This window comes from Nocardia sp. NPDC060255, assembly GCF_042727395.1.
Lineage (GTDB): Bacteria > Actinomycetota > Actinomycetes > Mycobacteriales > Mycobacteriaceae > Nocardia.
This window is the reverse complement of the sequence record NZ_JBHXAU010000009.1, coordinates 220,542-239,906: the sequence shown is the minus strand read 5'-3', so window position 1 is coordinate 239,906 and position 19,365 is coordinate 220,542. Positions and strand designations below refer to the sequence as shown.

15 protein-coding genes (1 of these 15 cut by a window edge) are annotated in these 19,365 nt (G+C 67.6%); 5 read left to right on the top strand and 10 right to left on the bottom strand.

Translation table 11 applies throughout. The features are described from left to right. Positions 1 to 2: 2 nt before the first annotated feature. From ACFWF1_RS19245 to ACFWF1_RS19225, 5 genes are read right to left on the bottom strand one after another with little or no spacing between them, the layout of a single operon-like run. Positions 3 to 1,364, bottom strand: coding sequence for an MlaD family protein (locus tag ACFWF1_RS19245; RefSeq protein ID WP_379281176.1), 1,362 nt, complete (start codon positions 1,362 to 1,364; stop codon positions 3 to 5). An 8-nt stretch (positions 1,365 to 1,372) separates the two neighbouring features. Beyond that, on the bottom strand, positions 1,373 to 2,236 hold the full coding sequence (locus tag ACFWF1_RS19240; protein WP_379281177.1) for an ABC transporter permease: 864 nt from the start codon (positions 2,234 to 2,236) through the stop codon (positions 1,373 to 1,375). Between the two features lies 1 nt (position 2,237). Then, entirely contained in the window at positions 2,238 to 3,092 is an 855-nt protein-coding gene (locus ACFWF1_RS19235; protein ID WP_379281178.1) for an MlaE family ABC transporter permease, read from the bottom strand. Between the two features lie 19 nt (positions 3,093 to 3,111). Further along, positions 3,112 to 3,300, bottom strand: coding sequence for a hypothetical protein (locus ACFWF1_RS19230; protein WP_379281179.1), 189 nt, complete (start codon positions 3,298 to 3,300; stop codon positions 3,112 to 3,114). Then, positions 3,300 to 3,524: a hypothetical protein gene (locus ACFWF1_RS19225; protein WP_379281180.1), complete on the bottom strand. Its 225-nt coding sequence runs from the start codon at positions 3,522 to 3,524 to the stop codon at positions 3,300 to 3,302. Before ACFWF1_RS19225 ends, ACFWF1_RS19230 begins: the two co-directional genes overlap by 1 nt. Before the next feature lie 291 nt (positions 3,525 to 3,815). On the opposite strand from ACFWF1_RS19225, the gene ACFWF1_RS19220 reads away from it, so the two are divergent. Beyond that, complete coding sequence (locus tag ACFWF1_RS19220) at positions 3,816 to 4,718, top strand: oxygenase MpaB family protein (protein ID WP_379281181.1); 903 nt, start codon at positions 3,816 to 3,818, stop codon at positions 4,716 to 4,718. Between the two features lie 76 nt (positions 4,719 to 4,794). On the opposite strand, the gene ACFWF1_RS19215 is transcribed toward ACFWF1_RS19220, so the two are convergent. After that, positions 4,795 to 5,922, bottom strand: a complete 1,128-nt coding sequence (locus tag ACFWF1_RS19215) for a serine hydrolase domain-containing protein (RefSeq protein WP_379281182.1) — start codon at positions 5,920 to 5,922, stop codon at positions 4,795 to 4,797. A gap of 134 nt (positions 5,923 to 6,056) precedes the next feature. On the opposite strand from ACFWF1_RS19215, the gene ACFWF1_RS19210 reads away from it, so the two are divergent. The 3 genes from ACFWF1_RS19210 to ACFWF1_RS19200 all read left to right on the top strand — a co-directional run bounded on the left by ACFWF1_RS19210 (position 6,057) and on the right by ACFWF1_RS19200 (position 8,640). Then, positions 6,057 to 6,878 (top strand): carboxymuconolactone decarboxylase family protein, encoded by an 822-nt coding sequence (locus tag ACFWF1_RS19210; protein ID WP_379281183.1) that lies wholly within the window; start codon positions 6,057 to 6,059, stop codon positions 6,876 to 6,878. Positions 6,879 to 6,929: 51 nt separating this feature from the next. Beyond that, the gene (locus ACFWF1_RS19205) at positions 6,930 to 7,625 is read left to right on the top strand and encodes a type 1 glutamine amidotransferase domain-containing protein (RefSeq protein WP_379281184.1); all 696 of its coding nucleotides are present in this window, start codon (positions 6,930 to 6,932) and stop codon (positions 7,623 to 7,625) included. 142 nt (positions 7,626 to 7,767) lie between these two features. Further along, positions 7,768 to 8,640, top strand: a complete 873-nt coding sequence (locus ACFWF1_RS19200) for an aldo/keto reductase (RefSeq protein WP_379281185.1) — start codon at positions 7,768 to 7,770, stop codon at positions 8,638 to 8,640. 49 nt (positions 8,641 to 8,689) lie between these two features. Here ACFWF1_RS19200 and ACFWF1_RS19195 read toward each other — a convergent pair whose 3' ends face one another. Beyond that, on the bottom strand, positions 8,690 to 8,878 hold the full coding sequence (locus ACFWF1_RS19195) for a hypothetical protein (protein ID WP_379281186.1): 189 nt from the start codon (positions 8,876 to 8,878) through the stop codon (positions 8,690 to 8,692). Positions 8,879 to 9,134: 256 nt separating this feature from the next. Here ACFWF1_RS19195 and ACFWF1_RS19190 point away from each other — a divergent pair, with 256 nt between their 5' ends. After that, positions 9,135 to 10,481 (top strand): helix-turn-helix domain-containing protein, encoded by a 1,347-nt coding sequence (locus ACFWF1_RS19190; RefSeq protein ID WP_379281187.1) that lies wholly within the window; start codon positions 9,135 to 9,137, stop codon positions 10,479 to 10,481. A 99-nt stretch (positions 10,482 to 10,580) separates the two neighbouring features. Here ACFWF1_RS19190 and ACFWF1_RS19185 read toward each other — a convergent pair whose 3' ends face one another. From ACFWF1_RS19185 to ACFWF1_RS19175, 3 genes are all read right to left on the bottom strand, one after another. Continuing rightward, positions 10,581 to 10,742: a hypothetical protein gene (locus ACFWF1_RS19185; protein WP_357385692.1), complete on the bottom strand. Its 162-nt coding sequence runs from the start codon at positions 10,740 to 10,742 to the stop codon at positions 10,581 to 10,583. A 123-nt stretch (positions 10,743 to 10,865) separates the two neighbouring features. Continuing rightward, positions 10,866 to 11,084 carry an MbtH family protein gene (locus ACFWF1_RS19180; protein WP_379281188.1) on the bottom strand — a complete coding sequence of 73 codons (219 nt, stop codon included), beginning with the start codon at positions 11,082 to 11,084 and terminating at the stop codon, positions 10,866 to 10,868. 41 nt (positions 11,085 to 11,125) lie between these two features. Further along, a protein-coding gene (locus ACFWF1_RS19175; RefSeq protein WP_379281189.1) for a non-ribosomal peptide synthase/polyketide synthase crosses the window boundary here: on the bottom strand, positions 11,126 to 19,365 show its 3' portion. The gene runs 17,020 nt beyond the window's last position; 8,240 of the gene's 25,260 nt are visible here — the last part of the coding sequence; its start codon lies off the right edge, out of view; its stop codon occupies positions 11,126 to 11,128.

Below are 19,365 nucleotides of genomic sequence, written 5' to 3'. Positions count from 1 at the left end.
GGTCACCGCCCCTTGTCTGCCGGGGTCACCGAACCGCCGGCCAGCAGGGGCGACAGCAGCAGGTACTGCGCGGCGGTCGGCTGACCGCCGACGATCGCCGCCACCGCATCCGGCCCACGTAAACCGTTGGCCCCTTTGTTATTCGGTACCGGGTCTTTCGCCGCGGCCGGTGCGGTGAGCCCCGGGATCATCGGGATACCGGGAATTGCGGGCAACGGTGGCAGCACCGGTTTGGGCCCGGCCGCATCCAACCAATTCGGCGCCAGCTGCGCCGGATATTCCTGTGGTGGCGCAACTTCCGGCACCGAGGCGCCGCCACACCGTGGCCCGGCCATGCTGCCGTAACGCGGGCAATCCGCGGCCGTGTACTGCTGGAACGGGGTGAAGGACACGTCCATCTTCCAGATCATCTGGCGACTCGGCCCGAAGCCGAAGACCGAGCGCAACTTCCGCAGGGAGACATTGAGATTGGCCGCCGTCTGCTGCAGCGCCTGCGGATCCTCGGCCAAGCTGCCGAACAGTCCGCCGAGCCCGGAGACCACTTCCTTACCCGCGTCAGGGTTTCGGGCGAACAGCGAATTCACCGAGTCGACCGCCCCGCTCGCGTTGGTCAGCAGCGCGACGAACTGGTCGCGCCGTTCGGTGAGCGTCCGGGCGGTGGTCACCGAATCCGACAGCACCCCGACCAGATCGGGCGCGGACACGCTCAATGCCGTGGTGGCGCGGCCGAGATCGCCGAGCAGGTTGCCGATCCCCGGAATGGCATGCATCTGGGTGAGCCAGCGGTCCAGGCGTTCGATAGTCGAACCGGGAGCGCGCACGGACGGGTCGAGCGCGTCGGCGAGCGTGGCGAGCACCCGGCCCAGTTTCTCCGGCTGGATGTGGTCGAGCACATCCCGCAGCACGCTGAGCGTGGTCTGCAGCTGAACCGTACCCTCGCTGGTGTCCTCGGGGATCTCGGCTCCCGCGCGCAGGGTTTCGGTGGTGTGCCCGTTGTCGACGAGCTCGATCGCCGTCACGCCGAAGATGTTGTTCGGGATGACCCGCGCCGTCACCGCCGCCGGAATCATCGATGCGACAGCCGGTTTCAGGTCGATCTCGGCGCGCTGCCGCTCGCCCTTGGCAACGACTTCCACATCGGCCACCGAACCGACGATCATGCCGCGGAACTTCACGTCGGCATGTTCGGGCAGCCCGTCACCGGTGCTGGTGAGCAGGGCGACAACACCCACCTTGTCCTCGAAGCGACCGGTGTAGCGCAACCCGAGCAGGAACAGCAGCAGCAGTATCACCGTGGTGAGCGCGATGCCCGCGAGCGAGAGCTGGCGCGGGCTCGGCCCCCGGCCACTGGGGTCGATGATCACGGCGCCCCCTATCCCGAGATCCGGATGCCGGGATCGATGCCCCAGATCGCCAGCGTGAGAAACAGATTCGCGAACACCATGACAACGATCACCATCTTGATCGCGCGCCCTGCCGCCTGCCCGACGCCCTCCGGGCCGCCGGTGGCGACGTATCCGTAGTAGCACTGCAGAAACGTCGAGATCAGCACGAACACCACCACTTTGAGCACCGAGTAGAAAACGTCGGCGCCGTTGAGGAATTGGAAGAAGTAGTGGTCGTAGGTGCCGGCGGAGGTGCCGCCCAGGAAAAGCACCGACAGCTTGGTCATCAGGTAAGCGACCGCGAGTCCCACGCTGTACAGCGGGACGATGGTCAGCGTCGCCGCGATCATCCTGGTCGTGATCAGGTACGGAAGTGGGCGGATGGCAATGGATTCCAGCGCGTCGATCTCCTCGGAGATCCGCATCGCGCCCAGCTGCGCGGTGAAGCGGCAGCCCGCCTGAATCGCGAAGGCCAGGGTCGCCAGGATCGGTCCGATCTCACGCGTGGTGGCGAACCCGGAAATGGCGCCGGTCAGCGGGTTCATCGTGAGCAGGTTCAGCGCGGTGTAGGACTCCATGCCGACGGTGATCCCGCCGAAGCCGCACAGGATAACGACGACACCGACCGTGCCCCCACCGACGATCAGCGACCCGTTGCCCCACCCGACATCGGCGGTGAGCCGCAAGACTTCCTTGCGATAGTGCTTGAGCGCGAACGGTATTGCCACGATCGCCGCGACGAAGGTGATCGCCTGATGACCGAGCCGCCGATTGGCCCGCACCGGTCCGCGGACGGCACCACCGACGATCCGGAAGGGCTGCAACGCCGGTGGCGTATAGCGCGAGCCCATCTCAGAGCACCTTCGCCGGGAACAACGTGTTGTACACCTGGGTGATGATGATGTTGGTGGCGAACAGCATCAGCGCCGAATTGACCACCGCCGCGTTCACCGAATTCGCGACGCCGCCGGGTCCGCCCCTGGTGTGCAGGCCGATATCGCAGGCGATGATCGCGGTGAGCGCGCCGAAGACGGCGGCCTTCAGCAACGCGACGATCAGGTCGTTCGCGACGGCGAAGGAGGCGAAGGTGCTGATGAACGAGCCCGGCGTGCCGCCCTGCGCATAGACATTGAACAGGTAGCCGGTGGCAAAGCCGACGAAGACCACGAATCCGCACAGCAGCATGCTCACCAGCACCGCGGCCGCGAGCCGCGGCGCGACCAGCCTGCGGATCGGATCGACGCCCATCACCCGCATGGCGTCGATCTCCTCCCTGATCATCCGGGAACCGAGGTCGGCACAGATGGCCGAGCCGACCGCCCCCGCGATCATCAGCGAGGTGACCAGCGGCGCGCCCTGCCGGATGATGCCGAGCCCGCTGACCGCGCCGATGAAGGTGGTCGCGCCGACCTGACTCACCAACGCGCCCAACTGAATCGAGACCACCACCGCCACCGGTATCGCGACGAACACCGTCGGCGCGGCGGACACGCTGGCCATGAACGCGCACTGCTTGATGAATTCCTGGAACGGGAACCGGCGCGTGAGTAGCGCGCGGAACATCTCCAGCACCGCGTCACGGCCGAGCCGCACCTGCCTGCCCAGCGTCTCCAGCGAGCGCTGCGGGTGCCGCTGCCACAGACCACGCAGGTCGTCGACGGCTTTCTCCAGATCGGTCCGGTCCGGCGGTCGTTCGGTGATGGTCACGAGTTACTGCCTCTCCCCTTCACGCCGTGCCGCTCAACTGCCGCTGCAGCAACACGAGGAGGTAGCCGACGAGGGCGCTGCCCGCCGCTACGGTGCTCAGCACGGCCAGCCACAGCCCGAACCGGAGCACCGGATTGACCCGCGTGCGTCCACCGAGGACTTTCACGCCGATCACCACGATGTCGATGAGCCAGACCAGGATCATCATCAGGTCATGCACACGTTCGAGAAGGTGAGCACCGGCCAGCACACGATCGATCCGAGGAACGAGATGATCACGTCGATGCCGTGCATATCGCGTAGGTGGCTGGTGTGCGTCAGCGTCCAGACCACACCGATCAACCCGTACGGGATGCCGAGAATGATGAGCGTCCCGAGGAACTCCGAGACCTTCATCTCGTAGCTGAATATCCGATCCATCCTCTTGAGCATGCGCGTCCTTTCGCGTGCCGGTCGACGGTGACCGGCCGCCCACGGCGGGACCCGAATGGGGATCCGCCGTTGGATCCAGCCGAACACCTCGCGGTCCGGTATGGGCCCGTATGTTACGCATGATTCCGGAGTCTATGGAAGTCTTTCGCCTAGATTCGCAGCCAGACATGCAGCAATATCGCCACGCAACTCGACTCGTTGACGTGCGAGGCCCGCTGGACTTAAGTTATCAATAGTTCACATGTAGTTCACGCCTTGCGGAGTCGATTCCGGACACGAAAGGACTCCCTCATGACCGCCGCCGCCCACCCCTCGGAGCACACCGCACCGCTGACGAAGGACCGCACGCGGATCCACATCGGCACCGCCCATCACCCGGTCACCAAGCGGGCGATCAAGCTGACCGACGCACTGGACTTCTGGTCCTTCGCGGGCGCCGCGGCCAATGTCGCGATGCAGATGGCCCGGCCGGGCGTCGGGTATGGCGTCGCGGAGAGCAAGGTCGAGTCCGGATCATTGATACGGCACCCGTGGAAGCGTGCCCGCACCACGACGCAGTATCTCGCGGTCGCCATTCTCGGCACCGAGGAGGAACGGCTCGCCTACCGGGAGGCCGTGAATGTCGCGCACCGGCAAGTACATTCGGCGCCGGGCGCACCGGTGCAGTACAACGCGTTCGACCGCAATCTCCAATTATGGGTCGCCGCTTGCCTGTACATCGGCTTCGAGGACACCTATCAACTGCTGCAAGGCCGGATGAGCGACGAGCAGGCCGAGGCGTTCTACGTATCGTCCTCGACGCTCGGCACCACGCTCCAGGTGACCGAGCAGATGTGGCCCGCCACCCGAGCGGAATTCGATCAATACTGGAACGAGGCCTGCGAGCAGGTCGGGATCGACGAGTTCGTCCGCGGCTACCTGATTGACCTGCTGAACCTGCGAATGATCCACTGGTATCTGCGGTTACCGTTCCGAAACCTGTTGAAGTTTCTCACGATCGGCTTCCTCGCGCCGATTTTCCGCGAACAGCTCCAGGTCGAATGGACCACCACCGACCAACGTCGCTTCGAGCATCTTTTCGTCTTCGTCGCCTTCGTCAACCGGTTCATCCCGCGCTTCCTCCGGCACGGCGGAACCTACAGTTTGATGGCAGATGTCCGACGCCGAATCCGCAAGCAGAAGAACCTCATCTGAGCCGCGGCGGCGACAAGACACCGCCGTCCGGACGGCAAGCGCCCGGACGGCGGAGACCCCTCGATGCGAGCAAGTACTACGGGCAGAGCGCGTGTCCCAGCATGGCGATCAGGTCGGGCATCGCGTCCACTGATTTGGTGAAGGCGAAGGTCACCGCGCGACCCTCCGGCGTCGCGCCGGAGACGGTGTTGTAACCAGAGATTCCGCCCGTGTGGCCGAAATATTCTGCGCCGCACGGCAATTTTGTGTGCCCGAGGCCGAGTCCGTAGAACATCTGCATGCCCTCATCCATCAGCACACCATCGCGCATCTCGGGTAACTCCGCGGCGGGGACCACCTGACCGGCGAGCAGCGCCGAATAGAAGCGGTTCAAGTCGGCGCCCGTCGAGACCATACCGCCCGCGGCCCACGGCACCGACGGCTCGGTGCGCGTCACGTCGGTGAGCGTACCGTCCACCACCGCATAGCCTTTGGGATGCGGGCCACGGATCTCGTGATCACCCGCGCCGGGCAGATAGGTGTCGGTCAGCCGCTGCGGCTGGAGAATGCGCCGGTTCAGCTCGTCGACATACGGTGCGCTGGTGACCTTTTCGACGAGCATGGCCGCGACGTAATAGTTGGTGTTGCTGTACTCGAAACGCGCTCCTGGCGCGAAGTCGGCGGGCCGCGCCAACGCGATCGCCATCCCCTCGGCGGGCGTCATGATCCGGTTCTCCTGTGCCGCAAGATATTCGTCGACACGCGGATCCTTGGTGATCTCCGGCAATCCACTCTGGTGCCGCAAGACCTGCCGCACCGTGATCCGACGCCCGTCGATGCCATCGCCCCGCAGCAGTCCGGGCAGATAGGTCTCGACCGGCTCGTCCAGCCGCACCTTCCCCTCCGCGACGAGCTGCAGCACGATCGAACTCACAAAGGTCTTCGAGATGCTGCCGATCCGGACCTGCTGCGCCGGATCGGTCGGAATCGGTGCGCGCGTGGCGATATCGGCGACACCGCTGGTGAGCGCGACCGTCTTGCCGTTATCGGTGACGGTGACGATCGCCCCGGTAACTCCGGTTGCCACCACACCGTCGATATCGGCCTGCAGGGCACGAATCTTGTTGTCCGACACACCAGGCACGGCCTCCGCCTCCTTGTCCGTCGTGCACCCTGCGAGCAGAGCAACTGCGGAAATGGCGATGATGATCGGTCCGAATCGCATACCCGAAACGCTATGGACCACCCGACCACCCCCACATCGGGGACGCACCCTGAGATTCCCCCTGATCTCACCTCACTGGCAAGGATGAGTCAGCACTTGCGCTGGAGCGCACTCCAACTTCTACAGTCGTCCCCATGACCAGCACTCAGCAGACCACCGGCCAGAACGATCGTTTCGAGCGCGGACTCGCGCTGCTCCAGCAGGTCGGTGGGCAAGAGCGCCCGGCCGTGCTGGACAGCCTGGCCGATATCGCCCCCGACCTGGGCCGCATCACCGTGGAGTTCGGCTACGGCGACATCCTGTCCCGCCCCGGCCTGCCCCTGCGCGAGCGACAGCTGGCCACGGTGGGCGCGCTGGCCGCGCTCGGCAACGCGGCACCGCAGCTGCGGTTCCACATCGACGGCGCACTCAACGTCGGCGCTACCCGCACCGAGATCGTCGAGGTGCTCATCCACGCGAGCGTCTACGCAGGCTTCCCGGCGGCCCTGAACGGCCTGAACGCCGCCAAAGAGGTGTTCGCGGCACGAACGGACCTGCCCGCCGAGCCGCCCGCGGCCGGGGCACCGGACGGCGACCGGTTCGAGCGTGGTTCGGCCGCCTTGGCCGAGGTCGACGGTCACGCGGGCGAGCAGGTCATCGCCGCACTGCAGGACATCGCCCCGGACTTCGCCCGGCTGCTGATCGAGTTCTCCTTCGGCGACATCTACTCCCGGCCCGGGCTAGACCTGAAGACGCGCGAGATCGTGTCGGTGGCCATGTGCACCGCGCTCGGCGTCGCCCCGCAGCTCGGCGTGCACATCCACGGCCTGCTCAATGTCGGCGGCACCGAGACCGAGGTGGTCGAGGTGCTGATCCAGATGGCCGGATACGCCGGATTCCCCGCGGCGCTCAACGGAATCGCGGTGGCCCGCACGGTCTTCGCCGAGCGCAAGACCCATCAGAATTCCGATGTCTGATATCGGCGATCCCATTGGTTAGTCTACGGAGACAGTCCTAGTGTCGATGACATGGCGAAACTACTTTTTGTACTGACCGGTGCCGACACTTGGACGCTTGCCGACGGAACCCCCCACCCGACCGGATTCTGGGCCGAGGAGTTCGCCGTGCCGTATGAGGCGGCCAAGGCCGCAGGCCACGAGATCGTCGTCGCCACCCCGGGTGGGGTCGTGCCGCCGGTCGACCAGGGCAGCCTGTCCCCCGACTTCAACGGCGGCCAAGAGGGCGCCGACCAGCGGGCCGCGGTGCTGGCCGCCGCCACCGAGTTGCAGCACCCCATCAAGCTGTCCGAGGTCGACCTCGCCGACTACGCGGGGGTCTTCTACCCCGGCGGCCATGGGCCGATGGAGGACCTCGCGGTGAATGCCGAGTCCGGCGAACTCCTCACCGCCGCACTGCAATCCGGCAAGCCATTGGCCATCGTGTGCCACGGCCCCGCCGCGCTGCTCGCCGCCGTCGGCGCCGATGGCAGCAATTCCTTCGCGGGCTACACGCTGACCGGCTTCACCAATGAGGAGGAGCGGCAGGGTGGCCTGGCCGACAAGGCCAAGTGGCTGCTGCAGGATCGGCTGGTCGAAGCGGGCGCCGACTTCCAGGAGGGCGAGCCGTGGGCCCCGAAGGTTGTCGTCGACCGCAACCTGATCACCGGGCAGAACCCGTCCTCGTCCGCCCCGGTGGCGGCGGAACTGTTGCGCGCGATCGGCTGAGGTTTCGCTCGCGACGAACGCAACCCTCGTGCGGGGAATCGACGGCGCGGTACAGACGTTGCTTGCGGAAGCAACGTCGCCGCGCGACGTCCTATCGGCTTGTCCGCTTTCGTGTAATTCCACTTCGGAAGGAACCGCACTTATGAGCACCAACCTCCATGCACGGCCCGCCGAAGCGTCCGGCACCTTCGCGCTCGGCGGTGACCTCCCCGTCCACCGGCTCGGCTACGGGGCGATGCAGCTCACCGGCCCCGGCGTCTGGGGTGATCCGAAGGACCCCGACGAGGCGGTCCGGGTACTGCGCCGGACGGCCGAACTCGGCATCAACTTCATCGACACCGCCGATTCCTACGGTCCGTTCGTCAGCGAGCAGCTCATTCGAAAAGCCTTGCATCCCTACGCCGATGACCTGGTGATCGCCACCAAGGGCGGGTTCACCCGCAGCGGTCCCGGCGACTGGCGGGCGGTCGGCAGGCCCGAATACCTGCGCCAGCAAACCGAACTCAGCCTGCGCCACCTCGGCCTGGAACAGATCGGCCTCTACCAGCTGCACCGCATCGATCCGAAGGTGCCGCTGGCCGATCAGCTCGGCGAGCTGGTGCTGCTCCAACAGGAGGGCAAGATCCGGCACATCGGCGTGTCCCAGGTGAGTGTCGAGCAGCTGCGGCAGGCCCGCGAGATCGCCACCGTCGTCTCGGTGCAGAACCTCTACAACCTGGCCAACCGCACCGACGAGGACGTGCTCGACTACGCCGAGCGGGAGAACATCGCGTTCATCCCGTGGTTCCCCATCGCCACCGGTGAACTCGCCAAGCCCGGCGGGCCGCTCGACGCGATCGCCAAGGAGCACGGCGCGACCCCCGCGCAGCTCGCGCTGGCCTGGCTGCTGCGCCGTTCGCCGGTGGTGCTGCCCATTCCGGGCACCTCCAGCATCGCGCATCTCGAGGAGAACACCGACGCCGCGCGGATCACGCTGACCGACAAGGAGTTCGAGGCGCTGGCCGCGGCGGCCTGAACCAACCCCCGGCACAGGGCGGGCTCGGCTTCGGCCGGGCCCGCCTTGCTCATGCGCCGGCGGGCCTGCGGAAGCAGTAGGCCGAGGCGGCGAGGTATTGGTGACAGCGGGCGCCGTGACCACCGTGCACGGTGAGGATGAACCGCGCTCGTTCGTAGCTGAGGGCCACCGGATCTTGTGTGCAGTCCCGGCTCTGTACCAGCCACAATTCTCGTACATCCGAGTGCAATACGTCCATTGTTCACCTCCACGTAAAGTCAGTGCACCCGGCGCCTAAAGGCGCCCCGGATTCCCGCTCGACACGGATGGATCGGGCCGTGTCAGGACCGTGCGTCAGATTCCGGAATGCCGGCGCCCCGGTAAGGGTTTGGGCAGAACCCCGGCGCCGGGTGCTGATTCAGCGTGCATGTTGCGATTCGGTAGATAACAGACCCGAATGCGGTAATTGCGGGTAGTTTCCGTTTGTATCAGCCTGGTGCGAGGAGTCAGGACCTATGGTTGAGATCGACTGGACGGGCGAGGATGTCCGTGCGCTTCGCGCCGCGATGCGGCGAAGTCGTTACGAATTCGCGCGTCTGGTGGGCGTCACCCCGCGCACCGTGGTCTTGTGGGAAAACGGCCGGACAACCCGGATGCATGCCGCAAGCCAACGTCTGCTCGACCGGGTCGTGTCAGAAGCCGATCCGGTCGTCGTCGCACGATTCGAGCGGGCCGTCACCGCGGGCCGGGGTACCGACTTCGAACCCGAAGTCATCGACTCGGCGCTCGATACGGAAACCCAGCTCGGTAGGGACATCGGGCTCGACAAGGAAGTCGAGGATGACGACGTGAGAAGGCGAGAGTTATTGGCCTGCATCGGGGTTGGCCTGACCGGCAAGGCCGCTGACCTGGTCGCGGGCGAGCCGGAGAAGATGCTGGCCACCTTGGATGCGGGCTCGATCAGCGAGCGGCGACTCGGTCTGCTGGAGCAGTCGGCGGAGGCGCTGGGTAAACGCGTGGTGCAGGTGCCGCCGCACGAGTTACTGCAGACCACACTCGAGCAATTCCGTACTGTCCGTGGCACTCTCGCGCAGCGGCAGGCCACCCACCATCAGGTCCGGCTGGTGCGCACGGCGGGCAGGCTGGCCAACGTGGTCGGCGAAATCCTGTTCAACGAAGGACATTTGGGACAGGCCAGGATGTGGTACGGCACCGCGATCCACGCCGCGCAGGACATCGGTGATCGCTATTCCGAGGATATCGCGCTGGCCGGTCTCGCTTATTTACCGACGTATAGTGACAAACCGAAGGAAGTCTTGAACTTGCTCGGTGGACGTCTCGAAGAAAATCCGGCACACGGCCCGGCAGCGGCCTGGTTGTGGGGAATGGCGGCCAGGGCGCACGCCAGCTTGGGAAATGCCGTCCAGTTTGCTCGGTGTATCGAGAAATCCGGCCGTGCATTGGAAAATGTTGGGCAAGAAGAGCTTACGGTGGGGATCTTTTCCTATCGCCCGGAAAAGCTCGCCTTCTATCAGGCGATCGGCTACTCCAATCTCGGCCGCGCGGCCGAAACCGCCAAGGCCGCAGCCCGCGCGCTCACCCTGTACGACCCACAGGAAACAATGGAGCCTGCCCTGGTCCGCTTCGAGCACGCCACCGCGTTGCTGAGTGCGGGCGAGATCGATGAAGCGTGTTCCGTTGCGACACAAGCGATCACCAGTCATCACACCTATATCGGGCTGACCGTCACCAAGCGCGCCAGGCAGTTCGACGCGGCGCTCACCGGATTTCGCGGGCGCACGGTCACCGAGTGGCGCCAGCATGCCCGCTCGGTGCTCGAGTCGGCGCGAACGAAGGCATAGCGGAGCGGCATTCGACACCGGCGGGTCTGCCGGAGCTCACCGCCGGAATCGCGCGTCGGTGAGGTCTCGGGCGGCCCGCTGCCGGGCGCCGCTGCGGCGCTAGGACTTCGCGGCGTCCTGGGTGCGGCCGCGCTGCATGATCGCGTCCAGCCAGCCGCTGATCTGTTGCGTTTGTGCGGGTGTCGGCCGCCCGCCCGCCCAGCGACGGGCCGCTTCGATCAACGTTTCCGGCAGCGAGGGGGTGAACCGTTGATTCGTCATACGTCCATGATGCACTGGGGCGCAGCGAAGTACGAGTAGGGGGCGGGGCGCGCCGGTCAGCAGGGGGGATGTGGACCGACGTGCCCCGCCGATACGGGTGGATTTGGGCGGTTTCCCTGAACCTCAGGGACTTTCGTTGGACATGGCTTCGATGAGTGACTTGGGTCGCATATCGAGCCAATGGGTTTCGACGTAGTGCAGACAGGCTTTACGGGGGGCGGCACCGTAGGCGATGGTCCATCCGCCCGGTACGGCGGCGAAGATCGGCCAGAGGGAATGCTCGCCCTCCTCGTTGATCAGCACGTAGAACTGTGCGCCATCGTCATCGAAAGGGTTGTTCATCCGGTTTTCCTTCTTCCTGGTTGGGTCAGGTATGAGGGGTCTCAGGTGCGGTCAGCGAGCTCCAGCAGGGCGGTGAGGACGTGGCCGATCCTGGCCAGCGCCGACTCGGTGGTCATCCGCCAGTGCGAGGTGTGCACGGCGTGGTTGTGCACGGTGCCGTCGACGGCATCCGCCCAGGTCGCGGCCCCGGTCGCGCCGGTGGGATCGTCGAGGGCCGCAGTGAAATAGACGAGGTTGCCCTTGTAGGGCCGGGGCCGGTAGCGCGCGATCAGGTGCGGCGCGCGGGTTCCCGCGTCCAGCACCCGGCCGAGCCGCTCGGCGCCGAATGAGGCTAGCGGTTCGGGCAAATCGGCCAGCCGCCGCGCCATTCGGTCGAGGTTCAGGTCGGCGTCTTGTTCGCCGAGCAGCCCGCCGAGCAGGTCCGCCAGCGGGATCTTCGCGGATTCGCCGACGGTGGCGTGCCGCGCGCTGTCCATCATGGCGAGCAACGCGACATGCGCCCCGGCGGCCTGCAATTGGACCGCGACCGCGTGCGCGAGCACGCCGCCGAGCGACCAGCCGAGCAGGTGGTAAGGCCCCTCCGGCTGGACGGCGCGGATCTCACGCACATACCTGGCGGCCCAGTCCTCGATCGACTCCGGCAGCGGCGCCGCGGAACTCAGTGCGGGCGACTGGATGCCATATACGCCGCGCTCCGGGTCGATGTGGGCGGCGAGCCCGGCGAACGACCATGCGATGCCGCCCGCCGGATGGAGGCAGAACAGCGGCTCACGCGATCCGCCGGACCGCAAGGGCAGCAACACATCGAACGCGGCGGCCGTGTCGACTCGGCCACGGCCGGACCGATGCTGTGTCAATTGGGTCACCACGGCCCCCGGAGTCGGCGCGGAGAACAACCACACCACCGGAATCGGCTCACCGAGAGCGGCGCTCAGCCGGGTCGCGAGGCGGGTGGCGAGCAGTGAATTGCCGCCGTGTTCGAAGAAGTTGTCGTCCAGGCCGATCCGGTCGGCGCCGAGCACCTCGGCGAAGCAGGCGCAGCACTGCCGCTCCAGTTCGGTCGCGGGGGCGCGGAACTCGGCGGTGCGCACCTCGGGCTTGGGCAATGCGGCCCGATCGACCTTGCCGTTGGCGTTGCGCGGCAGCGTTTCCAGTTGCCGCAGCACGGCGGGCACCATGTAGCTCGGCAGCAGTTCCGCCACGGTTGCCCGCAGCATGTCCGGATCGACCGCCTCGGTGGCGGTGAAATACCCGGCCAACATGGCGTTCTCGCCGCCGGTGTGCTGCGCGACGACGATCGCCTCGGACACCGCGGGCCGCGACCGCAACGCGTGCTCGATCTCGGCGAGCTCGATGCGGTAACCGCGGACCTTCACCTGGAAGTCGCGGCGCTCGACGTATTCGAGGTTCCCGTCGGCGCCCCAGCGCACCAGATCACCCGTGCGGTACAACCGGGTGCCCCGCGCGCCGAACGGATCCGCTACGAACCGCTCAGCGGTCAATTCGGGCCTGCCGTGGTAACCGCGGGCCAATTGCGCGCCGCCGAGATACAACTCGCCGGTCACGCCGGTCGGGACCGGGTGCAGTCGATCGTCGAGCACGTAGACCCGGCTGCCGGATTCCGGCGTGCCGATGGGCACCAGTGTGTGTCGTGTCACCTGTCCGGTCCGGTAGCGCGTCACCGACACCGCGGCCTCGGTCGGCCCGTACAGGTTGTCGATCCGGGCGCCGGTCCGGCCGCGCACCCGCTGCACCGTGGTGGCGGGCAGCGGTTCACCGATGACGAGTAGCCTGCGCAAGCTGCCCGGCAGCCGATCGCCCGCCACCTCGGTCAGCATGGCGAGCAGCGACGGCACCAGCGTCACTGTGGTGATCGAGGCACGCCGGATCAGCTCGAGCACCTGCGCCGGATCGCGGTGGGCGGCGGGCGGAGCCAGCACGATCCGGGCTCCGGTCCGGAGCGCCCACCAGAATTCCCAGATCGAGAGGTCGAAGGCCGCCGAGGTCATCAGCAGAGTGGCGTCGTCGGCGCCGAGAGCGTATTCGGATTGCATCCAGGCCAGCTGATGGGCGACCGCCGCGTGCGGAACGGCAACGCCCTTCGGGGTTCCGGTGGAGCCCGAGGTGAAGATGAGATACGCGGTGTTCGACGGCGACAGCGGCGCCGACCGCTCGCGGTCGCGCACCGGCCGTGCGTCGGCGGACGGGTCGACCATCGAGATATCCAGCACGACGGCGTGGTTCGACACGGTGACGGGCAGCATCGGCTGAGTCGCCGAGGTCAGCACCAGTTCCGGGCTCGCCGCGGTGAGTATCCGCACGGTCCGGTCCAGCGGGTGCGCCGGGTCGAGTGGCAGGTAGGCCCCGCCCGCGGCAACCACCGCGTACATCGCGACCAGCAGCTCGACGCTGCGTGGAATAGCCAGGGCAACAACCGATTCCGGTCCAACGCCGCGGCCGATCAGCACGCGGGCCAACCGGTACACTCGCGCACCGAATTCGCCGTAGGTGAATGTCTCGACACCGTCGACGACGGCCACCGCGTCCGGGGTCAGGGCGACCTGTGTCTCGAAGGCGGAAATCAGTGTTTCCGAAGCGAATTCCCGGTCGGCCTGGTTCCACGCGACGAGCATGCGCTCGGACTCCGCCGGGTCGAGCAGGGCGAGATCGCCGACGGGCAGCTGCGGGGCGGCACAGACCGCGTCGAGCAGTCGTTGCAGCCGACCGGCGAAGCCGGCGACGGTGCCCTCGTCGAACAGCGCGGTCGCGTAGGTGATCGAGGCCGCCAGCCCGGTCGGGACGCCGTCGGCGGCGTAGCGGTCGGTCACCACCAGATGCAGATCGAACTGAGCCACTTCGGCGTCGAAATCGACTGCGGTGGCTACCAATCCGTCCAACGCGAAGTCGGCGCCGGCTTGATTGTGGAAGGAGAAACCGACCTGGAACAGCGGGTGCCGCGCGGTCGATCGCTCCGGGTTCAGCACCTCGACCAGACGCTCGAACGGAACGTCGGCGTTGGCGAACGCGGCCACGTCGGCGGTGCGCACCTGATCGAGCAGCTCGGTGAACCCGTTGCCCGCGTCGACCCGGGCCCGCAGCACGAGGGTGTTCACGAACATGCCGACCACATCGTCGAGTTCGGCGGCACCACGCCCGGCGACCGGGGTGCCGACCGCGACGTCCGTGGTGCCCGACAACCGGGCGAGCAGCACCGCGAACGCGGCGTGCAGCACCATGAACAGCGTGGCCCCCGACTCCCGGCCGAGCGCGATCAGCCCGGCGTGCGACCGCGCGTCGATCGCGAAGTCGACATGGCCGCCCCGGGTGGCGACGATGGCCGGGCGCGGCCGATCGGTGGGCAGGGTCAATTGGGCGGGCAGCCCGGCCAGGGTGTCGGTCCAGAACCGGAGTTGGCGCGAGACCAGCGAATCCGGGTCGTCCTCGGTGCCGAGCAGCTCGCGCTGCCATCGGCTGTAGTCGGCGTATTGGACCGGAAGCGGGGTCCATTCGGGCGCGCGACCTTGTCTGCGGGCGGCATAGGCGACCATCACATCGCGGGCCAGCGGCACCAGCGACGAACCGTCGGCGGCGATGTGATGCACGACGACCACCAGCACGTGCTCGCGCGCCACCACGTCGGCTTCGACCGGCACGAACAACCGGGCCCGCACCGGAACCGCCTCGGCGACATCGAATCCGTCGCCGACGAAGTCCGCGACGGCGGCGGCGAGGTCGTCGGCGGGGACGGCGATGGGCGCGAGCACCGGCGTACCCGACTCGCCCGCCGGGAGCACCACCTGCACCGGACCCGCATCGTGCTGCGGGTAGACGGTGCGCAGCACCTCGTGCCGGTCGACCACGTCCGCGATCGCGGCGTTGAGCGCGGCGATGTCGAGATCGCCGGTCAGTCGCACGGCGAGCGGGATGTTGTAGGCGGTGGACTGCCGATCGAGGCGGTTGAGGAACCACATGCGTTGCTGTGCGAGCGACAGTGGCACCGGACCGGCTTCGGCGCGCCTCGTCAGCACCGGACCCGACGGGGCCGCACCGCAAGCAGCGAGCGCGGCGACGGTCGGGTGCTCGAATACCTGCCGCACGCCGATATCGACGGCCAGCCGATTGCCGAGCCGGGCGGCGAGTTGTGTTGCGGTCAAAGAGTTTCCGCCGAGTGCGAAGAAGCCGTCATCGAGGCCGATCGGCCCGGCGAGACCGAGCACCTCCGCGATGACCTGGGCGACGGCCTGCTCCGCGACGGTCCGTGGCGCACGGAACTCGGCCACCCGGAATTCCGGTGCCGGCAGTGCCTTCCGATCGAGCTTGCCGACCGGGGTCAGCGGGAGTTCGTCGAGCACCATCACGATGGCGGGCACCATGTAGGCCGCCAGCGAGCGGCCGGCGAAGGTCCGCAGTTCTTCGGGGTCCATCGCCCGGCCGACCACATAGGAAACCAGCGACGTCACGCCCGCGGCATCGGTGTGCCCCAGGGTGGCCGCTGCCTCGACCGACGCGTGCGTGGTGAGCACCGCATCGATCTCGCCGAGTTCGATGCGCAACCCACGTACCTTCACTTGCTGATCCGAGCGCTCAACGTAGCGGATCGCTCCCGCCGTGGTCCACCGGACCAGATCTCCGGTCCGGTAGAGGCGTCCGCCCGCGGGACCGTGCGGGTCGGCGACGAACCGCTCGGCGGAAAGTCCAGGTCGCGCGTGATATCCCCGGGCCAGGCCGGGGCCGCGGAGATACAGCTCACCGGTAACGCCGACGGGTACCGGCCGCAGCCGGCCATCGAGGATCACCGCGGACATACCGTGGATCGGTGTGCCCATGTCGAGCTGGTCGCCCGGGCGCAGGCGGGCGCTGATCGTGGCGATGATCGTTGTCTCGGTGGGGCCGTAGGTGTTGTAGAAGGCGCGGTCGATTCCCCAGCGGCGCACCATGTCCGGGCCGTAGGACTCGCCGCCGACGGTCAGGTGCCGGAGGTCGCCGAGGTCGGCCGGGTCCAGGGTGCGCAGCACGGCGGGGGTGATGAAGGCGTGCGACACGCGTTGCTCACGCAGGAGTGTCGTCAGTTCGGTGCCGCCGTAGCCGCCGGCCGGTGCGATCACCAGTGCCGCGCCCGCCGACAGTGCGAGCAGCAGCTCGAGCATGGCCGCGTCGAAGCTCGGTGAGGCCACGTGCAGGATGCGTGCGGCGGCGGTGATCTCGTATCGATCGCGTTGGGCGCGGGCCACTCCGGCGAGACCGGCGTGGGTCGCGAGCACCCCCTTCGGGCTCCCGGTCGACCCGGAGGTGTAGACCATCCAGGCCGGATTGCCCACGCGCACAGGGCGAATCAGCTCGTTCCCGGCAATAGGCGCCGCGCTGGTGTGCCGCATCCGCGCCGCGGTCGCGGGTGCGTCGAGCACCAGCCATGCGGTGTCTGCCGGTAGCGCGCGGGACGACCTACTCGTCGTCAGTCCGATGGCGGCCGCGGAATCCGTGAGCATGTGGGTGATGCGCTCTGCGGGATAGGTCGGGTCGACGGGTACGAAAGCGGCACCGGTCTTCGCTACCGCCCACACGGCGAGCAGTGCCTCGACCGAACGGGGAATGGCGATCGCGACCACGTCCTCAGCCCCGAGCCCGTGCCCGATCAGCATTCTGGCCAGGCGCGACGATTGTTCGTCGAGGGCGCGGTAGGTCAGCGTGCGATCCGTCGCGATCAGTGCGGTGGCGTCGGGGTTCATGGCTACCGCCGCGGTCATCAGTTCGGCGAGCGTGCGCGGTTCGACGGGTTCCGCGCCGCGCCTGGCCAGTAGCTCGGCGCGTTCGGCCGGGGCGAGCAGATCCGCTGTGCCGATGGGCCTTTCCGGTTCAGCGGTGAGCGTGCCGAGTAGGCGGCCGAACCGGCGCAGCAGGCCGGCTGCGGTGGTCTCGTCGAAAAGGTCGGTGGCGTAATCGAGTTCGACGGCGAGGTGCCCGTCGGCGTCGGGCTCGGCGGCGACGGTGAACTGCAGATCGAACCGGGCTACCCGCTCGTCGAATTCGACCGCGGTGAGTTCCAGGCCGGGCACCGAGTAGGAAGCCGCGCCGGTATTCAGGTAGCTCAGCGCGACGGTGAAGAGTGGATGCCTGGCCGGGGAGCGTTCGATGCCCAATTCGTCGACGACCCGCTCGAACGGCACGGTCGCGTTGTCGAATGCGGCCAGGTCGGTGGCCCTGGTCTGGGCGATCAGGTCGGTGAACGATCGGTCGAGATCCGGCCGGGTACGCAGCACCACGGTGTTGACGAACATGCCGACCAGGTCGTCGAGGGCCGCCTCGCCGCGTCCGGCCACCGGGGTGCCGATCGGGATATCGCCGGAACCGGAGAGCCGGGACAGCAGCACGGTCAAGGCCGCGTGCACCACCATGAACGGAGTTGCGTTGTGCTGCAATGCGATGTCACTCAAGCGGCCGGCGACCTCGCGGCCGACTCGGGCCCGCACGCTCGCACCGCGCTCGGTGGCGATGGCCGGGCGCGGACGGTCTGCCGAGAGCGCCAGTTCCACCGGGAGGTCGTGCAGCGTCTCCGCCCAATACGAGAGTTGGTCCGACGCCGTGGAATTCACCGCATCGATCTGCCACAGCGCGTAGTCGGCGTACTGCGCGGGAAGTTCCGGCCAGTTCGGCGTTGTATCCAGCGCGCGAGACAGATAGGCGGACAGCAGGTCTCGCAGCAAGGGGTGCATCGAATAGCCGTCGGCGGCGACGTGGTGCAGCACCACGACCAGCACGTGCTCGGCCTCGTCGGTGCGTAGCAGCATCGCGCGCACCGGCACTTCGGTGGTGACATCGAAACCGGCGACAAGGAATTCGGTGATCCGCTCGGCAACCGGGCGGCCGTCGAGCTCCGCCATGACGAGGGCTACCGGCGTCGGCTCGGCGGGCAGGATCACCTGGTGGCCGCTGCCGGTGGCGTCCACCGGGTACCGCGTGCGCAGCACCTCGTGCCTGGCAACGACATCGGCGAACGCCGCGCGCAGCGCCACCACGTCGAGTTCACCCGCGATGCGCAGCGCTACCGGGATGTTGTGGGCCGCCGAGGCGGGGTCGAGCCGGTTGAGGAACCACATGCCGCGCTGCACCGGTGCCAGTGGAATCGTCGCCGGGCGGGGGCCCGCGCTGAGCGGCACCGAGTATTCCAGCGCGGCAGCCGCATCGGTGATCCGCGCGGCCAGCGCGCGTACGGTCGGCGCCTCGAAGACCAACCGGACGGGAACGCGATGGCCGAGGCGGGCACCGAGCCGGGCGATCACCCGGGTGGCGATCAGCGAGTTGCCGCCCAGGTCGAAGAAGCTGTCGTCGGCGCCGATCGGACCGTTCGCCAGCACTGTCTCGAAGGCTTCGGCCACTAGACGTTCGGCCGGGGTGACCGGCGTGCGATACGTCACTCGATCGAACACGGGTTCCGGCAGCGCTTTTCGGTCCAGCTTCCCGGATGCGTTGAGCGGGAAGGCCGCCAGCACAACGACTGCTGACGGGACCAGGTAAGACGGCAAGGTCTCGCCGACCGCGTCCAGCACTTCACTTTCGGCCACTCGGGCCTGCGTGGTCACGTAACCGACAAGGTGGTCACCGGCGCGAGTGGCGACTACAGCCGCGGCAGCTTGGGCTACGCCCGGTACGGCGGCAAGAGCCGCCTCGATGTCGCCCAGTTCGAGGCGCTGGCCGCGGAACTTCACCTGGAAGTCGGTGCGGCCCAGGTACATCAGCTCCGCAGTGTCGCCGTGGGTATCCCAGCGGACGAGGTCGCCGGTGCGGTACATGCGCTCACCAGGCGTGCCGAAGGGGTTGGCGACGAACCGATCCGCGGTCAGATCAGGTCTTGCGTGGTAGCCGCGCGCCAGCTGGGTACCGGCGAGGTACAGCTCGCCCGCGACGCCGGGCAGGGTCGGGCGTAGCCGCGAATCCAGCACGTAGACCCGGCTGTTCCACTCCGGGTTGCCGATCGGCAGGACCGTGCGATCGATGTCGCCGGTGACGTCGCGGTAGGTGATGCTCACCGCCGCCTCGGTCGGGCCATACAGGTTGTGCAGCCCGGCCGGACTGACGGCACTGAAGGCCCGCACCGTCTCGGCGGGCAGCGCCTCGCCGATCACGAAGACGGTGCGGAGCGAGGCGAGAGCCGCACGCAGACCGGCGGTTTCGATGTGCCCGGCGAAGACGCTGAGCATCGACGGCACGAAATCGGTGACAGTGACGCCATGGCCGGCCATCACCTCGGTCAGGTAGCCCGGATCGCGATGGCCGTCCGGGGCGG

Bases quoted from the DNA above. Each gene is read 5' to 3' on its own strand.
- ACFWF1_RS19230 (WP_379281179.1), bottom strand. From the start codon at position 3,300: ATGATGATCCTGGTCTGGCTCATCGACATCGTGGTGATCGGCGTGAAA.
- ACFWF1_RS19195 (WP_379281186.1), bottom strand. From the start codon at position 8,878: ATGGACGTATTGCACTCGGATGTACGAGAATTGTGGCTGGTACAGAGC.
- ACFWF1_RS19215 (WP_379281182.1), bottom strand. From the start codon at position 5,922: ATGCGATTCGGACCGATCATCATCGCCATTTCCGCAGTTGCTCTGCTC.
- ACFWF1_RS19225 (WP_379281180.1), bottom strand. From the start codon at position 3,524: ATGCTCAAGAGGATGGATCGGATATTCAGCTACGAGATGAAGGTCTCG.
- ACFWF1_RS19200 (WP_379281185.1), top strand. From the start codon at position 7,768: ATGAGCACCAACCTCCATGCACGGCCCGCCGAAGCGTCCGGCACCTTC.
- ACFWF1_RS19185 (WP_357385692.1), bottom strand. From the start codon at position 10,742: ATGACGAATCAACGGTTCACCCCCTCGCTGCCGGAAACGTTGATCGAA.
- ACFWF1_RS19240 (WP_379281177.1), bottom strand. From the start codon at position 2,236: ATGGGCTCGCGCTATACGCCACCGGCGTTGCAGCCCTTCCGGATCGTC.
- ACFWF1_RS19220 (WP_379281181.1), top strand. From the start codon at position 3,816: ATGACCGCCGCCGCCCACCCCTCGGAGCACACCGCACCGCTGACGAAG.
- ACFWF1_RS19180 (WP_379281188.1), bottom strand. From the start codon at position 11,084: ATGAACAACCCTTTCGATGACGATGGCGCACAGTTCTACGTGCTGATC.
- ACFWF1_RS19210 (WP_379281183.1), top strand. From the start codon at position 6,057: ATGACCAGCACTCAGCAGACCACCGGCCAGAACGATCGTTTCGAGCGC.
- ACFWF1_RS19190 (WP_379281187.1), top strand. From the start codon at position 9,135: ATGGTTGAGATCGACTGGACGGGCGAGGATGTCCGTGCGCTTCGCGCC.
- ACFWF1_RS19205 (WP_379281184.1), top strand. From the start codon at position 6,930: ATGGCGAAACTACTTTTTGTACTGACCGGTGCCGACACTTGGACGCTT.